Source organism: Luteibacter yeojuensis (assembly GCF_011742875.1).
Classification (GTDB): domain Bacteria; phylum Pseudomonadota; class Gammaproteobacteria; order Xanthomonadales; family Rhodanobacteraceae; genus Luteibacter; species Luteibacter yeojuensis.
This window is the reverse complement of sequence record NZ_JAAQTL010000001.1, coordinates 1,905,366-1,926,650: the sequence shown is the minus strand read 5'-3', so window position 1 is coordinate 1,926,650 and position 21,285 is coordinate 1,905,366. Positions and strand designations below refer to the sequence as shown.

13 protein-coding genes are annotated in these 21,285 nt (G+C 68.2%); 4 read left to right on the top strand and 9 right to left on the bottom strand.

Annotation, left to right across the window (positions count from 1 at the left end; genetic code table 11):
* Positions 1-107: 107 nt before the first annotated feature.
* The gene (locus HBF32_RS08845; RefSeq protein ID WP_166699294.1) at positions 108-509 is read left to right on the top strand and encodes a DUF4870 domain-containing protein; all 402 of its coding nucleotides are present in this window, start codon (positions 108-110) and stop codon (positions 507-509) included.
* Positions 510-686: 177 nt separating this feature from the next.
* Here the strand turns inward: HBF32_RS08845 and ispA are convergent, their stop codons facing one another.
* From ispA to HBF32_RS08810, 7 genes are all read right to left on the bottom strand, one after another.
* Positions 687-1,589, bottom strand: coding sequence for a (2E,6E)-farnesyl diphosphate synthase (ispA, locus tag HBF32_RS08840; RefSeq protein ID WP_166699293.1), 903 nt, complete (start codon positions 1,587-1,589; stop codon positions 687-689).
* Positions 1,570-1,830, bottom strand: coding sequence for an exodeoxyribonuclease VII small subunit (locus tag HBF32_RS08835; protein ID WP_166699292.1), 261 nt, complete (start codon positions 1,828-1,830; stop codon positions 1,570-1,572). The genes ispA and HBF32_RS08835 overlap by 20 nt, the downstream gene beginning before the upstream one ends.
* Before the next feature lie 32 nt (positions 1,831-1,862).
* On the bottom strand, positions 1,863-3,146 hold the full coding sequence (tilS, locus tag HBF32_RS08830) for a tRNA lysidine(34) synthetase TilS (protein ID WP_166699291.1): 1,284 nt from the start codon (positions 3,144-3,146) through the stop codon (positions 1,863-1,865).
* Between the two features lie 101 nt (positions 3,147-3,247).
* Complete coding sequence (locus HBF32_RS08825; RefSeq protein WP_166699290.1) at positions 3,248-7,012, bottom strand: translocation/assembly module TamB domain-containing protein; 3,765 nt, start codon at positions 7,010-7,012, stop codon at positions 3,248-3,250.
* Entirely contained in the window at positions 7,009-8,775 is a 1,767-nt protein-coding gene (locus tag HBF32_RS08820) for an autotransporter assembly complex protein TamA (protein WP_166699289.1), read from the bottom strand. Before HBF32_RS08820 ends, HBF32_RS08825 begins: the two co-directional genes overlap by 4 nt.
* Positions 8,776-8,908: 133 nt before the next feature.
* Complete coding sequence (locus tag HBF32_RS08815) at positions 8,909-11,509, bottom strand: glycosyltransferase (RefSeq protein ID WP_240147806.1); 2,601 nt, start codon at positions 11,507-11,509, stop codon at positions 8,909-8,911.
* Between the two features lie 147 nt (positions 11,510-11,656).
* Complete coding sequence (locus HBF32_RS08810; RefSeq protein ID WP_166699287.1) at positions 11,657-12,124, bottom strand: Dps family protein; 468 nt, start codon at positions 12,122-12,124, stop codon at positions 11,657-11,659.
* 120 nt (positions 12,125-12,244) lie between these two features.
* Between HBF32_RS08810 and hrpA the strand changes: the two genes are divergently transcribed.
* The gene (gene hrpA / locus HBF32_RS08805) at positions 12,245-16,246 is read left to right on the top strand and encodes an ATP-dependent RNA helicase HrpA (protein ID WP_166699286.1); all 4,002 of its coding nucleotides are present in this window, start codon (positions 12,245-12,247) and stop codon (positions 16,244-16,246) included.
* A gap of 37 nt (positions 16,247-16,283) precedes the next feature.
* Positions 16,284-18,350: a RelA/SpoT family protein gene (locus HBF32_RS08800; RefSeq protein WP_166699285.1), complete on the top strand. Its 2,067-nt coding sequence runs from the start codon at positions 16,284-16,286 to the stop codon at positions 18,348-18,350.
* A 116-nt stretch (positions 18,351-18,466) separates the two neighbouring features.
* Here the strand turns inward: HBF32_RS08800 and HBF32_RS08795 are convergent, their stop codons facing one another.
* On the bottom strand, positions 18,467-19,042 hold the full coding sequence (locus tag HBF32_RS08795; RefSeq protein WP_166699284.1) for a YggT family protein: 576 nt from the start codon (positions 19,040-19,042) through the stop codon (positions 18,467-18,469).
* Positions 19,039-19,863: a pyrroline-5-carboxylate reductase gene (proC, locus tag HBF32_RS08790; RefSeq protein ID WP_166699283.1), complete on the bottom strand. Its 825-nt coding sequence runs from the start codon at positions 19,861-19,863 to the stop codon at positions 19,039-19,041. The genes HBF32_RS08795 and proC overlap by 4 nt, the downstream gene beginning before the upstream one ends.
* Before the next feature lie 115 nt (positions 19,864-19,978).
* On the opposite strand from proC, the gene HBF32_RS08785 reads away from it, so the two are divergent.
* Positions 19,979-21,016 (top strand): type IV pilus twitching motility protein PilT, encoded by a 1,038-nt coding sequence (locus HBF32_RS08785; protein WP_166699282.1) that lies wholly within the window; start codon positions 19,979-19,981, stop codon positions 21,014-21,016.
* The last annotated feature ends 269 nt before the right edge of the window (positions 21,017-21,285 follow it).

Here is a 21,285-nt window from a genome sequence, read left to right as displayed (position 1 = left end):
CAGGAACGGGTCTCCTCGCGGCCGGTCGCCCCCGTGCCGAACGTCGGCTTGACACAGACCCGGACGCACGGGAGAGTGGGTGCCGACATCGTCCACGGAGTACTACCATGAGCACGCCGTCCGACCAGATTCCGCCGTCGCCCCCGCCGTCACCGCCGCCGTACGAGCCCAGTGGGCCCGTGGTGAACACCGACGACAAGAACATCGCGATGCTGACCCATCTCTCGGGGATCATCTTCAGCATCATCGTCCCGCTCATCGTGTGGCTGGTGCACAAGGATCGCGCCGACAAGTCCTATCTCGTCGGCGAGGCGAAGGAAGCCCTGAATTTCCAGATCACCGTGCTCATCGGCTACGTGGTCTGCTGGATCCTCGCCTTCGTCATCATCGGCGCGTTCCTCACGCCGCTGCTGTGGCTGTTCAACCTGGTGTTCTGCATCATCGCGGCGGTCAAGACGAGTTCGAACGGCAGCTATCGTTATCCGTTCACGCTGCGCCTGATCGCCTGAGGCGGTTGATTCACGGGCAGGAAGGCCCGCTTCGGCGGGCCTTTTCTTTTTCGTCCGCCGCGATCGGGCATTTCGCCTCATTTAACTGTAGGAGCCGCTATAGCGGCGAGGAAACCTCGCGACACCCTGGCAAGATTTCTCTCGCCGCTATAGCGGCTCCTACAGAACAGTGCGGTGTCAGTGTCCGCGCCGCGCTGAATAGCGCGCCAGTTCGGCGAGCCACTCGCCGTGCCCACCCAGCGGCGCGATGGCTTCGAGGGCCTCGTCCACCAGGGTCGCGAGCCGGTCTCTTGATGCGTCCAGGCCGAGGAGGGAGGGGAAGGTCGGCTTGTCGGCGGCGGCGTCCTTGCCGGCCGTCTTGCCGATCACCGCGGATTCGCCTTCGACGTCGAGGATGTCGTCGCGGACCTGGAAGGCCAGGCCCACGGCATGAGCGTAGCGGTCCAGGCGCTCGAGCATGTCCGCATCGGTACAGCCCGCGGCCAGCGCACCCAGCCGGACGGACGCGCGGATGAGCGCGCCGGTCTTGTAGGCGTGCATCCGCTCCAGTTCGTCCAGCGAGAGCTTGCGGCCGACGCCCGCGAGGTCGAAGGCCTGGCCGCCGGCCATGCCCTCGGCGCCGCAGGCCGCGCCGAGGGCGCGCAGCATGGCGATGCGCTGCCGTGCATCGTCCTCGCCCGGCGCCGTGGCCAGGATCTCGAAGGCCAGCGCCTGCAAGGCATCGCCGGCCAGGATCGCCATGGCCTCGCCGAACACGATGTGGCAGGTGGGTCGACCGCGGCGAAGCGCGTCGTCGTCCATGGCAGGGAGGTCGTCATGCACAAGCGAGTAGGCGTGGATGATCTCCACCGCGCAGGCCGGCGCGTCGAGCACCGGCCCGTCGCAGCCGAGCGCGTGACCGGCGGCGTAAACGAACAATGGACGCAGGCGCTTGCCGCCGCCGAGAACGGCATAGCGCATGGCGCGATGCAGGTCGGTGGGCGGCAGGTCTTCGCCGGGAAGGACGCGCGCGAGCGCGTCGTCCGCCCGGCCGACCAGCGCCTTCAGCGGCGCCGGCAGGTCAGTCGATGCGGGAGTCAAAGGGTTCGGCGGTATCGGGGGCTTCGGGGTCGAGCAACAGGCGCACGCGCAATTCCGCCTGCTCCAGTGCCGTCTGGCAGTGCCGGTAAAGGCCGATGCCGCGCTCGAACGACTTCAGCGAATCGTCGAGGCTGAGTTCCCCGCCTTCCATGCGCGTCACCAGCTGCTCGAGCTCGTCCAGCGAGTGCTCGAATTCGGCGATCGACGATGCGGGCGCGGGGGTGTCGGAGGACTTCGGCATGGCCGCAAAACTAGCTCACACGGCCGTTTCAATCAATCGTCGCGATGCCACACCGGGCTTCCGCCGGCCGTGGCGAACAGCGATTTCCCCTCGTCGCTCAGCCACTTGTCGGCCACGGCGAGGAGGCGGCCGCCGGCTTCCACGAGGGGGATGCGCGGGCGCTCCCAGGGCGGTACCGCCGCTTGCTGGAACAGATCCCGAAGCTCGCGCGTGTGCCGGTCGCCGTGTGGCCGCAGGGCTTCGCCACCCTGGCGGTAGCGCACGGTCAGGGCGGAGTCCAGGCGGGCACCGTCGAGCGACAGCGTTCCACCGCCCGGCAGGTCGAGTGGCTCGCCGCGCCACGGCGCCGACCAGTGGGCATCGAAGCCGGCGCGACGGCGCATCGCCCAGAGGCGGCCGCGCCAGACCCGCACGTCCGTATCGGCCCAGCCGACCAGCGGCAGGCGCTCCGCCGCGGCTTCGCGCACCTGCCGCTCGAGCGCTTCGCGCTGCGCGGTGGTCGGCGCGGACAGTCCGGCCGCGTGCAGCCAGTGGTCCAGCAGCGGCACCCGCCATGCGGGAGGAAGGGCGAGCCAGGCCGGGGCGTCCAGGGTGTCGCGATCGTCGCGGAGGAGGGCGAGGGCGTCCATCCACGCGTCGCGAAGACTGTCCGCGGCCTCGGCGCAAAGACGGGCGCTGTGCGCAATGCTCACCGCGGCCTGCGGCCACTGCGAGGCCAGCGCGGGAACGACGCTGGCGCGAAGGTAACCGCGGGCGATGCGGGGGTCGTCGTTGGATGGATCGTGCACGGTATCGAGGTCGAATTCGGCGACGTGGTCGAGCAGGGCGGTGCGCGGCAGGTCGAGCAGGGGGCGCCACAGCATGCCCGCGCCCAGCGGGCGCCACGCGCGCATGCCGGCGAGTCCTTCCGGCCCGGCGCCGCGCAGCAGCTTCAGCAGCACGGTCTCGACCTGGTCGTCGCGATGGTGGGCCAGGACCAGCCGTTCGCCTGGTTTCAGCGCGGCGGCGAAGGCGGCACGCCGCGCGCGCCGCGCGGCTGCCTCGACACCCTCGCCGCGAGTGAGGTCGACGGTGACGCGGATCGCTTCGAAGGGAACCGCCAGCGACTCGCAGAAGCGCCGGCAATGCAGCGCCCAGACACCGCTTTCCGCGTGCAGGCCGTGGTCCACGTGCAGCGCGCGGAGCGCCGGGCGCGGTGTGCGCGTGGCGAGCGCATGCAGCAGGGCGGTGGAATCGGGGCCGCCACTGTAGGCCACGACCAGCGACGCCTCGCCGGCTTCGTCAAGCGCGCTGTCGAGGTGGGCGGAGAGGTTCACTTCACTTCCGGGTAGATAGGCCCGGCAGGTACTTTACCGCGTCCCATGAGGCCGTACCTGCAGGAACGCGCCGCGTTGCTCCCTTCGGCGCGCGACGACGACTACCGCTCCAGCCGGTAGTTCAAGCTGGCCCGGCTGAAATCCGTCGCGTTCTGTGCCTCGAAATTCCATCGGCGACTCAACAGGTAGCGCAGGGTGATGACCTGGCCGGGGTCGAAGAGGCCGACGCCGTAGCTGAGGTAGAGGCGCGGCGAGAGGTATTTGCCCACGGTGAAGGCCGAGGTGCCGCCCAGGGCGTCGTTGTTGCTGACGCCAATGTCGTCCACGCCGATCTTCGAGCCCACGCTCTTCGCGAGCAGGTCGCCGGCGGCCGAGCCGAGGGCCTGGGCGGCGGCGCCCACCATGTTGCCTTCGCCGCCTTTCACCTGCGACAGCGGCTTGCCGGTGACGAGATAGGAGAGGGCGTCGGACTGCTCCATCACCGGATTCGAGAACACGGTGAGGATCGGGCGACGTGCCGTACCGGAAACGTAGAGGCCGACTTTCTGGCCTTCGTCGATGGTGGCGTTGGGGTTGAGCGTGCGTGCCGCGCGAATGTTGAGGCCGGGATTGTCGATCGGTGTGCTGGCAAACAGCAGCTGGCCCTGTTCGATGCGCAGGTCCTGTCCATACGCCTTGTAGGTGCCGTCGACGCCGATCTGGCCCTGACCGGTGGTGGCGCGCCCCGGACGCTCGCGCACGTCGAGCTGGCCAGTGATGCGACCGTCGATGCCGAAGCCGACGAGGTGCACCTTCTGGCCGAGGTCGACGCGGATGTCGGCGCTGATCGGCGCGGATTCCTCCGCCGCCTCGCGCTGCTTGTCGTCGACGACGACCACGTCCGGCGAGGCCTTCGTCGCGCCCGCACCCGGGAGGCGTTCGACGTCGATATCGGCCATGTCGACGTCGAGCTTGCCGCTCACGTTCATGCCCTTGGCGTCCTGCACGATGGCGAGGTGGGGCGAGATCACGGCCTTCGCGGCGGGAATATCCACCGCCGTGAACTTCGTGCCTTCGATGCCCAGGCGCATCTGCGCGCCCGTGCCGAGTGCCGCGGTGCCCTTGATGGACAACGTGCCCTCGCCGGAGCGGATCGTGCCGTCGACGAGGTAGTTCTTCGCGTCGCTGGTGTCGATGCCGATCCGGCCGTCCTTCAGCTTCAGTCCGGCGCTCGGCACTTCCGCGGCGAAGCCGCCGACCACGGCCTGGCCGGTGACGGCCGGCGAGGCGACGGTACCGCCGAGGTTGAAGTTGGCGTCGAGCACGCCCTTCACCTCGGCCAGCTCGGCGGTGAACAGTTCGATGACGGAAAGGTTCTTCAGGTGCAGCGACACGTTGCCGCCGAGGGCCTGCTGCGCACCGCTGACGGAGACGTTGCCGTCGACCGTACCGCCGTCGTTGAGCGATGCCCGCAGCGTCATGCGCTGGTTGCCGGGCGACAGCTGCGCATGGGCGGACAGGTTGTCGTACACGACGAGGGGACGGTCGATGCGATCCGCGTAGGCGACCGAGCCGTGCGCGGAGGCGATGCTCGCCTGGCCGGAGAGGGCCCCGGCCGCCGTGCGCCGCACGCTGCCGTCGCCTTCCAGGATGCCTTCGGCGCGCATGGGACTGTTCGAGGCCTCGGCGATCGTCATGAGCAAGGCCAACGGCACGCGGCGCAGGCGGTAGCTCGCGTCGAGGTTGCCGGCCTTGTCCTGTTTCGCCGCCACGCAGAGCATGGGATCGCCCGCCGTGAGGCAGAGTTCGCTCATGCTCGCCGCGCCGTCGTTCCAGGCGAGTTGGCCGGGGTTCTGCAGGTGCCAGGGCGGGATGCCCTGGTAGTCGATGTCCAGCGCGGACAACGTGCCGCTCCACGCGCCGTTCTTCATCGAGCCGGAAAGACGCAGATCGGCCGCGAGCGGGCGTCCCTTGGCATCGATGCTCAGCTGGTGGCGTTCCTGGCTGCCGTTCGCAACGACCGCCACGCGGTCGAACACGAGTCCGCCGCTCACCACCCCGGTACCGACGAGGTCGAGTTTGCCGCCAGGCGTGCCGATGTCGGGGATATCGGCGTCCACCGCGAGCGCGTCGATCTTCTGGTCGGCGTAGACGATCGCACTGCCGCGCAGGTTCGCCTTCACCGCGAGCTTCGGCAGGTTGCCCTTCGCCGAGATGTCGCCGGTAACGCGACCCCCCGCGTCGGGCAGCCAGTCGCCCAGCGAGGCGATGGCGAGCTTGAGCGTGGCGTCGTTCGATGTATCGCCGCGTGCGTCGAGGCGGATGGTGCTGCCGCCGGAAGCGATGTCGAGCTGGCCGTTGATCACCTCGTGCGGCTTGAGCGTGAGCTTGCCGGCGCCGCGCAGCGGGCGCTTGCGCAAGGTGCCGTCGAGCTTGCGCAGGTCGAGCGTGCCGAGCGGCTCGTCGTTCTCCATGTGGCCTTCGGTGGCCAGGTCGAGGTCGAGCGCACCGGGCCATTCGGCCAGCAGCTGGCCGGGGTCGAAGCGCTCGCCCTTGACGTCCAGCTTCCAGGCGATGGCGGGCTTCAGCATGAGCGTACCGGTGGCGACGAGGTTGCCCTTGGGCTGCTTCCATTGCACGTTGCGCAACGTGATGAGATCGGCCTTGCCGTCGACGTCGAGTGCGAACTTGCCCACCTGGCCGGGCGGACCGATGTCGACGTCGCCTTCCGCGTGGTAGGCCTCCGCGCTGCCCTTGAACGTGAGCCGGCCGGTGCTGGCAAGGTCCTGGCCTGCCACGCTGGCGGGGACGAGCACATCCTTCCAGTCGATCGCGAGGTCGGCCGACACGGGTTGCGCGGCGACCTCCACCGTGCCTTTCGCGGTGAGCGAACCCTTCACCTGCGGCGAGCCCACGGTCAGTTCGTCGAGCGTCAGGCGCGTGTACGCGTGATCGAACGCTGCCCTGATCGGCGAAAGGCGCACGCGATAGTCGTTGAGATCGACGTCGCCGGAGAGATTGGCACCGTAACGGTCGCCGGTACCCTTCAGGGCGAAGCCCAGCGATGCCAGCGATCCATCGCCCAGCAGCGGCTTGGGATCGAAGCGCGGGGCGTCGATGGTCGCACTCCAGGGGTAATCGCCGCTCTGCACGAGGTTCGCGTCCACCTGGGCGACGAACGGCAGGGCAAGCGTCACGACGGTATGCGCCTTCACGCCATCGCTATGCGCCTCGATGTCGCCGGCATAGTCGATGTCGCCGATCTTCCAGCGGAAGCGGGCCTTGCCGTCGCCCTTGTAGCCGGTGCCGACGGCGAGCGTGCCGTCGAGATCGGCCTGTCCGTCCGGAGCGCGCAGCGCCAGCGATTTCACGGCGATGCCGTCGGCCGTCCACGATCCCGCGAGGGCGAGCGAGTTGGACTCGAACAGGGGCTTGCCTTCCTGCGTGACGCGCACCTGGCCAACCTTCACCTTGTCGAGCACGACGTCCAGCGGTGGCTTCAGCGAGAACGGCTCGGACGGGGTGTCGGGTTCGGGTTGCGGAGGGCCGAGCTCGACGTCGATGTCGTCGGCCCTCAGGTCGTATACGTGCGCACGCTTGCGCAGGAGCGAGCCGAACGAGAAGTCGAGATGCGCCGTTGCAACGCGCACGTCCATGCCCTTGCCGTCGCGGTAGCGCACGCCATCGAGGTCGATCGGTCCCGCGAGCCGGCCCTCCGCTTTCTCGACGGTGAGCGCGTTGTCCGTGAAACCCTGGGCGCGGGCGAGCGCGAAGCGCAGCCCCGAAGCCGTTCCGACGAGCCATCCGGCGGCGAGCCCCAGCACCAGGAGCAGCGCGCCCAGTGCGATGCCGATGCGGATCGTCCACTTCCTGCCGTTGCTGCTCATAGGTCGGGCCCGATGACGACATGCAGGTGGATGCCGTGCTCGTTCTTGTCGCCGACCGGTACGGCGACGTCGAAGCGGATCATGCCCACCGGCGACAGCCAGCGTACGCCGAGACCGGCGCCCACGCGAGGACTGTAATCCGTGCCGGTGAACGCGTTGCCGGCATCCACGAAGGCGGCCATGCCCCAGTTGCGGGTGAAGTAATGCTCGACCTCGGTGCTGCCGACGAGCAGCCCTTCGCCGCCGATCACCCGGTTGAAGGCATTGCGCGGACCGATGCTCTCGAAATCGTAGCCGCGCACGGAGCGGTCGCCGCCGGCGAAGAAGCGCAGCTGCGGCGGCAGGGCGCTGAAGTTGCTCGTCCAGATCTTGCCGGCGCTGCCGCGCAGGATCAGGCGGTTGCGCCCCCAGAACTGGCGGATCCACTTCACGTCGCCGATCACCTGCGAGAAGCTGGCGTCGGAAAGCAGCGGGCCGACGGTGCTGCGCCCGGTCAGCGTCAGCGACCAGCCGCGGCGCACGAAGGTGGGGTTGTCGCCACGCTTCCGGCTCAGCGTGATCTCCGGATAAAGCAGCGTGCTGCGCCCGCGCTCGAGGCCTTCGGCGTTGTCGCCTTCGCCGCCGCGCTTGCCCACCGTGAACGTGCCGGCAAGCGCGTTGATGCCGATGGTGCGCTGCCAGCCGTGCCACAGGCGCGTCTCGTTCGCGACCAGTTGCAGCGTGCGCGATTTCGAGGTGACGGTGTTGGCGTCGCGGAAGTTGGCGCCGAAATTGAAGCTGCGCTGGTGGGGGCCGGGCATGGGAATCTGGTAGAGCGTGGATAGCGTTTTCAGCCGCTGTGCCAACACCAGTTCGTTTTTCCACTTGTGCCCGCGGTCGTTGATCCAGCGTTTTTCGATGCCGCCGCGCAGACCCGCGCCCGTGTCGGTGCCGAAGAACGGGCCGCCCGTGTAGATGGTGCGCTTGGCGGGTGCGAGTTCCACGTCGATGTCGATCGTGCCGCCCTTCGCCTTGTCCGTATCGGGAATGACGTTGACCACCGCGAAATAATCGGCGCCGTTGAGCGCCTGCTGCAGCTCCAGCAGCTGGTCTTGCGAGAAGTAGTCGCCGCTCTTGAACGGCACGTAGCGGTCCAGGAAGCCGTCCCGGAACTGTGAATTCTTGAAGTTGACGTGGCCGTAGCGGTAGCGCTGACCCGCCTCCCAGGCCAGGTTCACCGTCGCGCGGTGTTCCGCGCGGTTCACCTCGACCCGGCGCGTCACCAGCTTCGCGTCGAGGAAGCCGGTGGCGGTGAGCGCGCCACCCACGGCATCGCGCGCACCGTCGTACGCGCCGTCGTCGAGCGTCTTGTCCTTCAGGCTTTCCACGCCGCGCAGGGCCCGGCGCACCGCCGGCACCTTGCCGGCGTCCTCGCTCATCCGTACGTTCACGGCGGTGACCTTCACGGGAAGCCCGGTCACCACGTGAAGGGTCACCTGCCAGTCCGTGCCGACCTGGTTCAGGTCGCCGGTGGCGGTGGCCTCGTAGTAGCCATAGGGCCTAAGCGCGGCCTGGACTTCGTCGGGCGCTTTTTCGTAGAGACGGCGGACTTGCGCGGCGGTGGCCTCGCGGTGCGCGTACTGGCTCAGCTCCACGCCCGCCACGACCGCGTTTCGCAGGTTCTCGTCCACGCCGTCGACGCGGAGGACGATGCCCGCATGGGCCATCGTGGGCAGAAAGAACCACGGCAGAAGCAGCAGTCCATGGCGTCTGGTTCGGCGCATGAGCGTCCCGTTCCGTTCGTGATCCAAGGCCGGGGGTACGACCACAGCGGGAGGCGGTCCACTGCCTCTGACGTCAGGTCTTGGCGTAACTTACCGCGCACGGTGTGCAAGGTCGATACACGAATGTGAACGGCTAGCCCGCTTCGTCGCCCGCGCGATGGGCGATCCATGCACCCACAAGGGCCGACACGTACGGAATCGACTGCGCGCCCAGGATGAACATCCACAGCTCGCTCTCGATGTAGTTCGTGCCGTAGTGCAGCGCCATGCCCACGATCGCGCACAGCAGGGCGATGGCCATGAGGCCCTCTTCGCGTACGGGTGCGAAGGCCGCGAAGCTGCTGCCACCCATGCGCCGGCTCTTTGCCGTGACCACGAACGCCGTCTTCTCGCGGGTGAGGCCGTGCAGGATGCCGCGTGCGATGGCGTGGGAGAGGCCCATGCTCGCCACCGAGGCCATGATGGTGTCGTACCACCCGCAAGGCACCCGCGCGCGGTAGAGCACGACGCCGAAGATCGCCTTCGCGAAGAAGAAGCCGATCACCGGGATGAGGAACAGCTGCATCGGCAGGTTGAAGTATTCCGGCGCGTAGATCATGCCGGCGGTCCACAACAGGCCCATCATCGTGAACACGAAGTGCAGCGCGTCGGCGAACCAGCTGAACCAGCCGGTGAGGAAATGGAAGCGCTGGCCGGCCGAGAGTGGCCCCTTGCGCGTCATCCAGCTCCAGCGGCCCTTCAGGATCTGCATGGCGCCGAAGGCCCAGCGGTAACGCTGGCTCTTGTACGCCTTGAAGTCGGCGGGAGTGAGGCCCTTGCCCATCAGCTCGTCGACGTAGACCAGCTCGTAGCCCGCATGCATCAGGCGCAGGCCGAGCTCCGCGTCCTCGCAGATCGTCCACTCGGACCAGCCGCCGGTGCCTTCCAGCGCGGAGCGCCGGACCATGGTCATGGTGCCGTGCTGGATGATGGCATTGCGCTCGTTGCGGTGGTGCATGCCGATGCGGAAGAAGCCGTCGTATTCCCAGGCCGTCATGCGGCGGAAACGGTTCTTCTCGAAGTCGCGATGGGCCTGCGGGCACTGCACCACGGCCACCTTCGCGTCGTGGAAGTAGCCGGTGAGCGAGGACAGCCAGTCCTCGCGGACGACGTAGTCGGCGTCGATCACGGCCACGACGTCGGCACGCTCGTCCGTCGCGGTGAGGCCGAAGTTGAGCGCACCCGCCTTGTAGCCCGGCCACGGTTCCAGGTGGAAGAAGCGGAACTTCGGACCGAGCTGCTTGCAGTATTCCTCCACCGGCTTCCACACCGCGGGATCCTTGGTGTTGTTGTCCAGCACGAGGACCTCGAAGTTCTCGTAATCCAGCGCGGCCAGCGAGTCGAGGGTGATCTGCACCATCTCCGGCGGCTCGTTATGGCAGGCCAGGTGGATGGACACGAACGGCTGCTTCTCCACCGGGTCCGGCGGCAGCATGCCCGCATGGCGCACCCAGCTGCGCCGCCAGAGCACCTCGGTGAACTCGAAGCCGTTGATCAACAGGATGCCCAGGATGGCGATCTGCGCCGGGAACAGCAGGATCAGCATCGCCCAGTCGAACGGGCCGAGGTAGAAATTGAAGGGCAGGGTGGCCGACCAGACGATCAGGCCGCAGGCCAGCTGGAGCAGCGCCATGAAGAACAGGCGGCCCATCAGCTTGAAGCGGCTGAAGCGGATGCCGAACCAAAGCATCGGGAAGAAGGCCAGGATGGAGGCCGCGAAGGCCTTCCAGGGCCAGCCCACGTCTTCCGTCACCGGGCCGGTGAAGGGGAACTTCAACTGGCGGTCGGCGTTGAACATGCCCCAGTACGCACCGGTGCGGCCTTCGCCGAGGTTTTCCTTCCACGGCTGGTCGATGGCCTCGAGGACGTAGTAGTCGTCGATGCCGTTGGCCTTGGCCTGGTTGAAGAACGTGCGCAGGAAGATCGCCTCGTTGGAGACGCTCGGATAGGCGTACTTGAAGCGGTCGCCGTTCGAAGGCCAGCCGATCTCGCCGATCGCCACGTGCATGCCGGGGAACTGCGCGCGCAGCGCCTTGTAGCTCTGGATCGAGTCGTTGACGCCGGCGCGGGCCTCGATGCCGTTCCAGTAGGGGAACAGGTGGACCGTGATGAAGTCGACGTGGTTGGCCAGCTCCGGGTTCTGCATCCAGATGTGGAACGGCTCCGCGATGGACACCGGCTGGTGAACGGCCGCGCGCACGCGGTCGAGGTAGCTCATCATCTGCTCGGGCGTGAGGTCGCCGCGGAACAGGACCTCGTTGCCGACGATGACGCGGCTGATGGTCTTCGGATAGCGCCGGGCCTGGGCGATCAGGGCCGCGATCTCGCGCTCGTTGGTCTCCAGGCGCGCGTCGATCAGGGCGCCGGCCATCACGTCGAGGCCTTCCTTATCGGCCAGGCGGATGACCTGGGGGTTCTCCAGCATCGAATAGGTGCGGATGCGCGGCGAATAGCGCTTGATCAGGCGCAGGTCGCTGTCGATTTCCGCGTCCGTGGAGACGTCGCCCTTGATGGGGTTCTGGTAGCGCTGATAGGCGGTGAACGCGAAGCCCGGCACGGGGCCGTGCCAGTCATCCGGGCCGTTGGGCAGGTTCGCGACCAGCCAGAGGCCGAAATTCAGGGCCGCGACGACGATCGCGAGGATCAGCGCGGCAAGGATCGGGTGGCTTCGTTCGGTCGTGGCGGCAGCGCTCAAAACAATCCCCGGACCGGTCGGCCCCCGAGTGGTATCCATGAGGTAACCGGGGGAGCTTAACGAACGGGGCGCAACTGCTCAACGGACAGGGAGTCCGCCGGTCAGCAGGGGTTGCAGGAGCGCGCCCTGCGCGCTCCCGCGGAAGGCTCACTTCAGCAGCGAACGCAGCATCCAGGCCGTCTTCTCGTGGTCCTTCAGGCGGCCCGTGACCATGTCGGCGGTGCCTTCGTCGCCCACGCCCTCGGCGGCCTTGATGGTGTCGCGGGAGGTGGCGGCGGCGATTTCATGGCCTTCCACCAGCTGGGCGACCATGGTTTTCCACTCGGGTACCCCGGATTCTTCCTTGATCGAGGTGAGCTTGGCGAACTGGCTGTAGGAACCCGGGGCGAACACGTCGAGGATGCGGATGCGTTCGGCGACCTCGTCGGCGGCCAGCCAGAGCGCGTTGTACTGGGTCTCGAACATGGCGTGCAGGCTGTTGAACTGCGGGCCGGTGACGTTCCAGTGGAAATTGTGGGTCTTCAGGTAAAGGGAATACGTATCCGCGAGAAGGCGGGCAAGCTGCTTGGCGACAGCTTCGCGGTCCTTCTTGGCGATACCGATGTCAATGGCCATGGTGTGGCTCTCCTTGGGGTTTTGGGGATCGCGGAGGTGAAATCCTAACGATCCGCGGGGGCGACGTGAAATGAAAGGTTCCGATGCCGCCGATAGGCTCACGCTATTATTGGCGTCCCCATGAGTACCTCCACAAGCCCTTCGCGATCCCCCGCCCCCGATCCGCGCCTGCGCGAACTGCGCGATGCGCTGGCGCAGGTCGCCAGCCGCGACTTCGGCCGCCTCCTGGGCCGGTGGCGCACGCTGTCGCGCAAGCCGGATGCCGGGAAGGTGCAGGCCCTGGCCGCCGAGATCGCCGCCTCGGCGGCCCGCCGTGCCGCGCGCGTGGCCGCCAAGCCGGCCATCGCGGTGGATGCCTCGCTGCCCATCGCGGCGCGGGCCGACGACATCGTGAAGCTCATCCGCGAGCATCAGGTCGTGGTGATCGCCGGCGAGACCGGCTCGGGCAAGACCACCCAGCTGCCCAAGCTCTGCCTGGCCGCCGGCCGCGGCGAGGCGGGCATGATCGGCTGCACGCAGCCGCGCCGCCTGGCCGCGCGTTCCGTGGCTACCCGCGTCGCCGAGGAGCTGGGCACCCCGCTCGGCGAGAAGGTGGGTTTCCAGGTCCGGTTCACCGAGAAGGTGTCCGACCAGGCGCTGGTCAAGTTCATGACCGACGGCATCCTGCTCGCCGAGACGCAGTCCGATCCCTGGCTGTCGGCCTACGACACGATCATCATCGACGAGGCCCACGAGCGCAGCCTCAACATCGACTTCCTGCTCGGGTACCTGAAGCGGCTGGCCGTGCGGCGGCCGGAGCTGAAGATCGTCGTCACCTCCGCGACCATCGATACCGAGCGCTTCGCCGCGCACTTCGGCGGCGCCCCGGTGGTCGCCGTGGAGGGCCGCACGTACCCGGTCGAGGTCCGGTACCGTCCCCCGGGCGAGCGCGTGGAGGGCAACGTGGCGCAGCAGGTGGCCGACGCCATGGACGAGATCACCCGCGAGGATCCACGCGGCGACGTGCTGGTGTTCCTTCCGGGCGAACGCGAGATCCGCGACGCGCACCTGCTGCTTTCGCGCAGGCAGTACCGCGAGACCGAGGTGCTGGCGCTGTACGCGCGGCTGTCGGCGAGCGAGCAGGATCGTGTGTTCCGCCCTGGACCGAAACGGCGCATCGTGCTGGCGACCAACGTGGCGGAAACCTCGCTGACGGTGCCGCGTATCCGTTACGTCGTCGATTCGGGTACGGCGCGCGTGAAGCGCTACAGCCAGCGCGGGCAGCTCGAACGCCTGCACATCGAGCCCGTTTCCCAGGCCGCCGCCAACCAGCGCAAGGGCCGCTGCGGACGCGTGGGCCCCGGCATCTGCTATCGCCTCTACGAGGAATCCGACTTCGCGTTGCGTCCGGAATACACCGATCCGGAGCTGCTGCGGTCGTCGCTGGCGAACGTGATCCTGCGCATGCTCGCGCTGGACCTCGGCGAAGTGGAGGATTTCCCGTTCCTCGAGGCCCCCGATCCGCGCGTGGTCGCGGACGGTTACCGCCGACTGGCGGAGATCGGCGCCATCGACGACGACCGCCGGCTCAGCGAGGTGGGCCGCACGGTCGCGCGCCTCCCCATCGACGTGCAACTGGCGCGCATGCTGGTGGAGGCCCGCCGCCTCGGCAGTCTCGCGGAACTCACCACCATCGTGGCCTTCCTCAGCATCCAGGACCCGCGCGAGCGGCCGCCGGACGCGCGCGGTCAGGCCGATGCCGCGCATGCGCAGTTCGCCGATGCCAAGTCCGACTTCGTCGGTGTGCTGAACCTCTGGCGCGCGTACCTCTCCGCCGCCGAGGAATTCACCTCGTCGAAACTGCGCGACTGGTGCTCGCGGCATTTCCTCAGCTTCATGCGCATGCGCGAATGGCGCGAGCTGCATCGGCAGCTGGTGCTCGTCGCACGCGATATCGGCTGGTCGACAGCCGGCCCGGAAGCCCCGGACGCCCCTCTCGCGGAGGGCGCCGCCGCTGGCCGCCGACGAGGCCCGCGGCAGGCCCGCTTCGTGCCCAAGAGCACCTCCCCCCAGCAGGCGGCGGACCCGCTCCAAGGCGATGCGCTGTTCGAAGCCATCCACCGCAGCCTGCTGGCCGGTCTCCCAACCCAGGTGGGCCACAAGGACGAGAAAGGCGTATATCGCGGTACGCGCGAGCGCCGCTTCCAGGTGTTCCCGGGCTCGGCGCTCGCGAAAACGCCGCCTGCCTGGTTATTCGCCGCGCAGATCCTCGATATCGGCGGGCGCATCTGGGCCATGATGTGTGCGCGCGTCGACCCGGCATGGGTCGAGGGGCAGGCCAGCCACCTCGTGCGCGCGACGGCGCGCGACGCGCACTGGTCGCGCAAGCGCGGCACCGTGGTCGCCTACGAACAGGTGACGCTGTTTGGCCTCGTGCTGGTCGAACGCCGTCCCGTGACCTTCCAGCGCCAGGATCCCCGGCTCGCCCACGAGATCTTCGTGCGCGAGGCGCTCGTCCGCGCCGACCTCGACAGCCGTGCCGACTTCGTGCGCGCCAACGCGCGCGTGCTCGAGCAGGCCCACGACATCGAGGCCAAGCAGCGCCGCGCGGGCCTGCTGCGTTCGGACGAGGACCTCGCGGCGTTCTTCGACGGGAAGCTTCCGGAGAGCATTTCGGATACGCGGGCACTCGACGCGTGGTACCGCAAGGCCGCCCCGGCGGAACAGGCGGCCTTGCGCTGGAGCCTCGCGGACGTGATGGACACCGGGGCGGGGCTCGATCCCAAGGCGTTTCCCGCCTCGCTGGACATCGGCCAGCACCGCTACCGACTCGAATACCGATTCGTCCCCGGCGACCCCGCCGACGGCGTCACCATCCACGTGCCGCTGGCCTTCCTCAACGCGCTGCCGGCCGCCCGTGGCGACTGGCTCGTGGGCGGCCTCCTGGCCGACAAGGTGGCCGAGCTGATCCGCGCGCTACCGAAGGCGCTGCGTCGCAACTTCGTGCCCGCGCCGGACTTCGCCCGCGCCTTCGCCGAAGCGGAGGCGCCACGCGACGAACCCCTGGTCGCCGCGCTTGCGACGTTCCTCAAGCGCACGACGGGCGTGGACGTGGAGTCTTCCGCCTTCGCCGATGCCGAACTGCCGGCGCACCTCCTGATGCGCTATCGCGTGCACGACGAGCAGGGACGCACGGTGGCCGAAGGCCGCGACCTCGCTGCCATTCGCGCGCAATGGGAAGGCAAGGCGCGCGAGGCGTTCTCGCGGAAGACCGATGTCGAACTCACGCGCGAAGGCATCGTCGCGTGGGATTTCGAGGCCATCCCGAAGGAAGTGCGCTCGGAAGGCGGCCTCAAGGCCTATCCCGCGCTCGTGGACCTCGGCGAGGCGGTGGCCCTGCGCGTCTTCGAGCGCGCCGACGAGGCTGCCGAAGCCCACGTCGCCGGTGTCGAGCGCCTCCTGCGCCAGGCGCTGGCGCCCGAATTCAAGCGTGCGCGGCGCCAGTTGCCGATCGGCAATCCGTTGTCGCTGAAATACGCGCCACTGGGTAGCGTCGACGGCCTGCGCGAGGATCTCGTCGAGGGCGGCTTCGCCGACCTGCTGGCCGACCGCCGCCTCGATGCGCGGACGCAGGGCGAATTCGAGGCCTTGCGCGTCGAGTTCGCCCGCGAACTCTTCGGCGCGGCGATGGCGAGGCAGAAGCTCGCTGAACCGATCATCGAGGCGCAGGCCGACCTGAAACCCTGGATGGACCCTCCGCTGATCGGTTTCGCCAAGGCCAGTTACGACGATCTTCGCGAACAGCTCGCCGCGCTGCTGCAGCCCGGATTCCTGCGTGAATTGCCGCGCGACCGGCTGGCGCACTTCCCCCGCTACCTGCGGGCGATGCGCCTGCGCGCCGAGCGCCTGCGCCAGGATCCAGCCCGCGACCAGCAACGCATGTTGCAGGTGCTGCCATACTGGCGCGCACTGCTGAACGCGGGCGGGACGGCGCTCGACGACCGTGTGTGGCGGGAACTGCGCTGGTTGCTGGAGGAATGGCGCGTGTCGCTGTTCGCCCAGGAATTGAAGACGGCCGAGCCGGTGTCGGCGAAGCGGCTGGCACGCGCGCTGGAAACGGCGCAAGCGGCGGGTGGGCCATGAAGCCTGGCTCGTCGTTTCCAACGGGAGTGAATCCGCCATGTCGCTGATCGAGCAGGCGCGCGAAGCCTGTGCGGCGCTGCCGGTGGCTGCGCGGGCGGAGGGCGAGACCATCATCGAACTGCTTCGATCGCTGGGCTGCGACGACGAAACCTGTGCGTCGGCGCTCTGGTACTCATTGCAGCGCGGTTTGCCGGGTGCGGTGGACGAGGTGGCGACGCAGTGGCCGCCGTCGTTGCGCCGCCTGGTCGACGGGCAGGGCGAGGCCGAGAAGGTCTGGGACCTGCATGCCCAGCGCGGTTTCGGCAGCGGGGCCGAAGGCCTGCGCCGCCTCCTCCTCGCCATCATCCGCGATCTGCGCGTGGTCTTCGTGCTGCTGGCGCGGCAGCTCGCGGCAATGCGCACGGCCATGGCGCTGCCCGACCACGAGCGGCGCGAGCTCGCCCAGCTCACGTCGGACATCCATGCGCCGCTCGCCAACCGCCTCGGCATCTGGCAGTTGAAATGGGAGCTGGAAGACCTGGCGTTCCGCTACCTCGAGCCGGATACGTACCGCCGCATCGCACGGCTGCTCGACGAGCGTCGCGCCGACCGCGAGAGCTTCATCGCCGCCAGCCTCGCGCAACTGCGCGCGGTGCTGGAGGGCGCGGGCATCCCTGCCGAGCTGGCCGGGCGGCCAAAGCACATCTTCTCCATCTGGAAGAAGATGAAGAAGAAGGGCCTGGAGTTCTCCGACCTCTACGACATCCGCGCGGTACGTATCCTGGTCGACAGCGTCGGCGACTGCTATGCGGCCCTGGGACTCGTGCACAGCCTGTGGCCGCACCTGCCAGGCGAATTCGACGACTATATCGCGCGGCCCAAGGGCAACGGGTACCGCTCGCTGCACACGGCCGTGCTCGGCCCGGAAGGGAAGACGCTCGAGGTACAGATCCGCACCCACGAGATGCACCGCGCCAACGAACTCGGCGTGGCCGCGCACTGGCGCTACAAGGAGGGCGGCGGCGCGGACGCGGAGTTCGAGGCCAAGATCGCCTGGATGCGCAAGCTGCTCGAACCGCGCGGCGAGGACGAGGCCGAACTGGCGGCCGGCTTCGAAACGGAGTTGATGGAAGACCGCGTGTACGTGCTGTCGCCCAAGGGCGAGGTCATCGACATGCCGCGCGGGGCCACCGTGCTGGATTTCGCGTACCACATCCATACCGAGGTGGGGCATCGCTGCCGCGGCGCCAAGGTCAACGGCCGCATCGTGCCGCTGACCACGCAGCCGCGCAGTGGCGACCGCGTGGAAATCCTCACCACGAAGGTCTCCGAGCCCAGCCGCGACTGGCTATCCGCGCACCATGGTTACCTCAACACATCGCGCGCGAAGGAGAAGGTGCGCGCATGGTTCCGCCGCGAGGCGCACGACGCGAACATCCTCGCGGGCAAGGCCTCGCTGGAAAAGGAGTTGCGCCGGCTTGCCCTGGACGACGTGGACCTGGCGAAGCTGGCGGTGCATTTCCGCCTGAAGAGCGTCGACGAACTCTACGTCACCGTCGCGCTGGGCGAAGTGACGCTCGGCCAGATCGCGCGTTCGCTGCAGGAACCGGCGGAGCCGGAAATCACGCAGTCGGGCAACCCCGTCGCGTCGCGCGCCGCCCAGCGCGATCGCGGGGCGCTCTCGATCGAAGGCGTGGGCAACCTGCTCACGACGCTGGCGCGCTGCTGCCAGCCGCTGCCCGGCGACCCGGTGCGCGGTTTCATCACCCGCGGCCGCGGCGTATCGGTGCACCGCGCCGACTGCGCCTCGCTGGCACGCCTCGCCCGGCGCGACCCCGACCGCGTGATCGAGGTGGGCTGGGGCAGGGTGGACGTGCAGAACTACGAGGTGGACGTCGAGCTGCGCGGCTACGACCGCAAGGGCCTGCAAAAGGACGTGGCCACGACGATCAACAACGTGGGGCCGCACATCGTGGCGTCGTCCAGCCGCGTGCAGGTGCGCACGGGCGAAGTGGAGATGCGTTTCACGCTGCGGGTGAAGGATTACGAACAGCTCTCGACGTTGCTGGGAAGGCTGGGCGCGTTGCCGAACGTGACCGATGCCCGGCGGTTGGGCGGCCGGTAGGCGCCGACGCGGCACCGCTCCCGTAGGAGCCGCTACAGCGGCGAGGGCCACCCGCCTCACAGCTTCATCGCTGCGCCGGCTTCTCGCCGCTATATAGCGGCTCCTACAGAGGGCGCTCAGGCCCCTAGCAGCAAGCGCATTCCCCAATCCGCCAACGGCTGCACGATCAGCATGCGCGCCAGGAACAGCCCCAGCAGCACGGCGGTGGGCGAGAAATCCAGGCCGCCGATCGTCAGCCGCCCGCGGAACGGGCGCACCAGTGGTTCGGCGAGGCTCGATACCAGCCGGGCCACCGGATGGTAGCGGTCGGTGGAGAGCATGCTCATCAGCGACCATACGAAGACCAGCACGATCCAGGTCAGCAGGAAGAAATCCAGCGTTTCCGCGATGCCCGCCACGAGGATGCCGAGCGGCGCCGGCGCGATCCCCGCGAGGGCTACGATCAGCAGCGTCTTCAGGCACTCCAGCGCCAGGATGATCAGCAGGGCGGCGGTGTTCACCCGGCGTACGTTCGGCAAGGCCTTGCGCAGCGGACGCACGACGGGATTGGTGAAGCGGTAGAGGAACTGGCAGATCGGATTGTGGAAATCCGCGCGATGGGCCTCGGCCAGGAGCCGCAACACGAAGAGGGTGACGATGGCGCCGAAGGCGAACTGGAGCAGCAGCGCTCCGGCATTGGTCAGGTAATTCACGTTTTCGATTCCATGTCTTCGGAAAGTTCTACGCCGCGTCGGCGCGCCGCGTCCACCGCGCGAGCCACGACCTCGGCGAAATGATCGGTGCGGAAGCTGTCCAGCGCCGCCTGCGTGGTGCCGTTGGGGGAGGTGACCTTGCGGCGCAGCGCGGCCGCGGTCTCGCCGCTCTCCACGAGCATGCGGCCGGCGCCGAAGGCGGTCTGCGCGGCCAGCGCCCGGGCCGTCTCGCGACTGAGGCCCTGCGAGAAGGCCGCGTTCTCCAGCGCTTCCACCATCAGGAAGAAATACGCCGGGCCGGAGCCGGAAAGGGCGGTGACGGTGTCCAGTTGCTCTTCCTCCGGCACCCAGACGGTGAGGCCGGCGGCGTCCAGCACGTGCTGGGCCTCCGCCCGCTGCGGCGCACTCACCCGCGCGTTGGCGTACAGCGCCGTGGCGCCCGCCCCGAACATCGCCGGCGTATTGGGCATGCAGCGCACGACGGGCAGGGCGGCATCCAGCCAGCGTTCGATCTGGTGGATGCGGATGCCCGCGGCGATGGAGATCACCAGGGGACGGTACTTCTGCACCGCGGGCCGCAGGTGGCGGCAGACCTCGGCCAGCATCTGCGGCTTCACGGCCAGGACGAGGATCGAAGCCCCCTCGGCGGCATCGAGGTTGTCCGTATACGTGGCCACCCCGTACTCGCGGGACAGTTCGTGCAGGGCTTCCGCGCGCGGTTCGGCCACGGCGATCCCGCCCGGCTGCGCGCCGTGGCGGATCATTCCGGCGATCAGCGCGGTGGCCATATTGCCTCCGCCGATGAAGGCGATCCGGTTCATTGGGGTTTCGCTCCGTTGGCGACGTCGTTCACAACGCGCAAAGGATATACGGACCCGTCCCTTGCCGCTTCCCCCCGGGCATGGTTACCTATGCCCACCAAGATAGGGGAACCCAATGGATATCGCCGAACTCCTTGCCTTCTCCGTGAAGAACAAGGCCTCCGACCTGCACCTGTCCGCGGGTCTGCCGCCGATGATCCGCGTCGACGGCGACGTCCGGCGCATCAATATCCCGCCCCTGGAGCACAAACAGGTCCATTCGCTGATCTACGACATCATGTCGGACAAGCAGCGGCGCGACTATGAGGAATTCCTCGAAGTCGACTTTTCGTTCGAGATCCCGGGCCTGGCCCGTTTCCGCGTCAACGCGTTCAACCACAATCGCGGCGCCGGCGGCGTGTTCCGTACCATTCCCTCGGAAGTGCTCACCCTCGAAGACCTCGGTGCGCCGAGGATCTTCCGCGAGCTGATCGAGCAGCCGCAGGGCCTCATCCTGGTCACCGGCCCCACCGGTTCGGGCAAGTCCACCACGCTGGCGGCGATGGTCGACCATGTGAACAAGAACGAATACGGCCACATCCTCACGGTGGAGGACCCGATCGAATTCGTGCATACCTCGCAGAAGTGCCTGGTGAACCAGCGCGAGGTCCACCGCGATACCCATGGCTTCAACGAGGCGCTGCGCTCCGCCCTCCGCGAAGACCCGGATTACATCCTGGTGGGCGAGCTTCGCGATCTCGAGACCATCCGCCTGGCGCTTACCGCCGCCGAAACCGGTCACCTCGTTTTCGGCACGTTGCACACCTCGTCGGCGGCCAAGACCATCGACCGCATCATCGACGTCTTCCCCGCGGGCGAGAAGCCGATGGTCCGCTCGATGCTCTCCGAATCGCTGCGCGCGGTGATCTCGCAGTCGCTGCTCAAGAAGGTGGGCGGGGGGCGTACCGCGGCGCACGAGATCATGGTGGGCATCCCCGCCATCCGCAACCTGATCCGCGAGGACAAGGTGGCGCAGATGTACTCGTCCATCCAGACCGGCCAGCAGTACGGGATGCAGACCCTGGACCAGAACCTGGCCGACCTGGTCAAGCGTGGCCTGGTCACCCGGCAGGAAGCGTCCACCTACGCCAAGAACAAGGAAGGTTTCCGCTGACAAACCGCTTCGAACCCCGCCGCGGGCTGTTCCCGCCTGTAGGAGCCGCTATAGCGGCGAGGGAACCTGGCGACACCGGGGCAAGACTCCCCTCGCCGCCATAGCGGCTCCTACATGGGGAGCAGGCGTTGCTGCTTCATTGCTTCGTCGGCTTCTCGCCGCTATAGCGGCTCCCACAGGGGCGGTTCGAGACCGGCGTCTCTGCGCGGTTGGGGTCAGGGGTATATGATCACCCCACAGGGGACGCCGGCCCGGTCCGGCAATGGGAT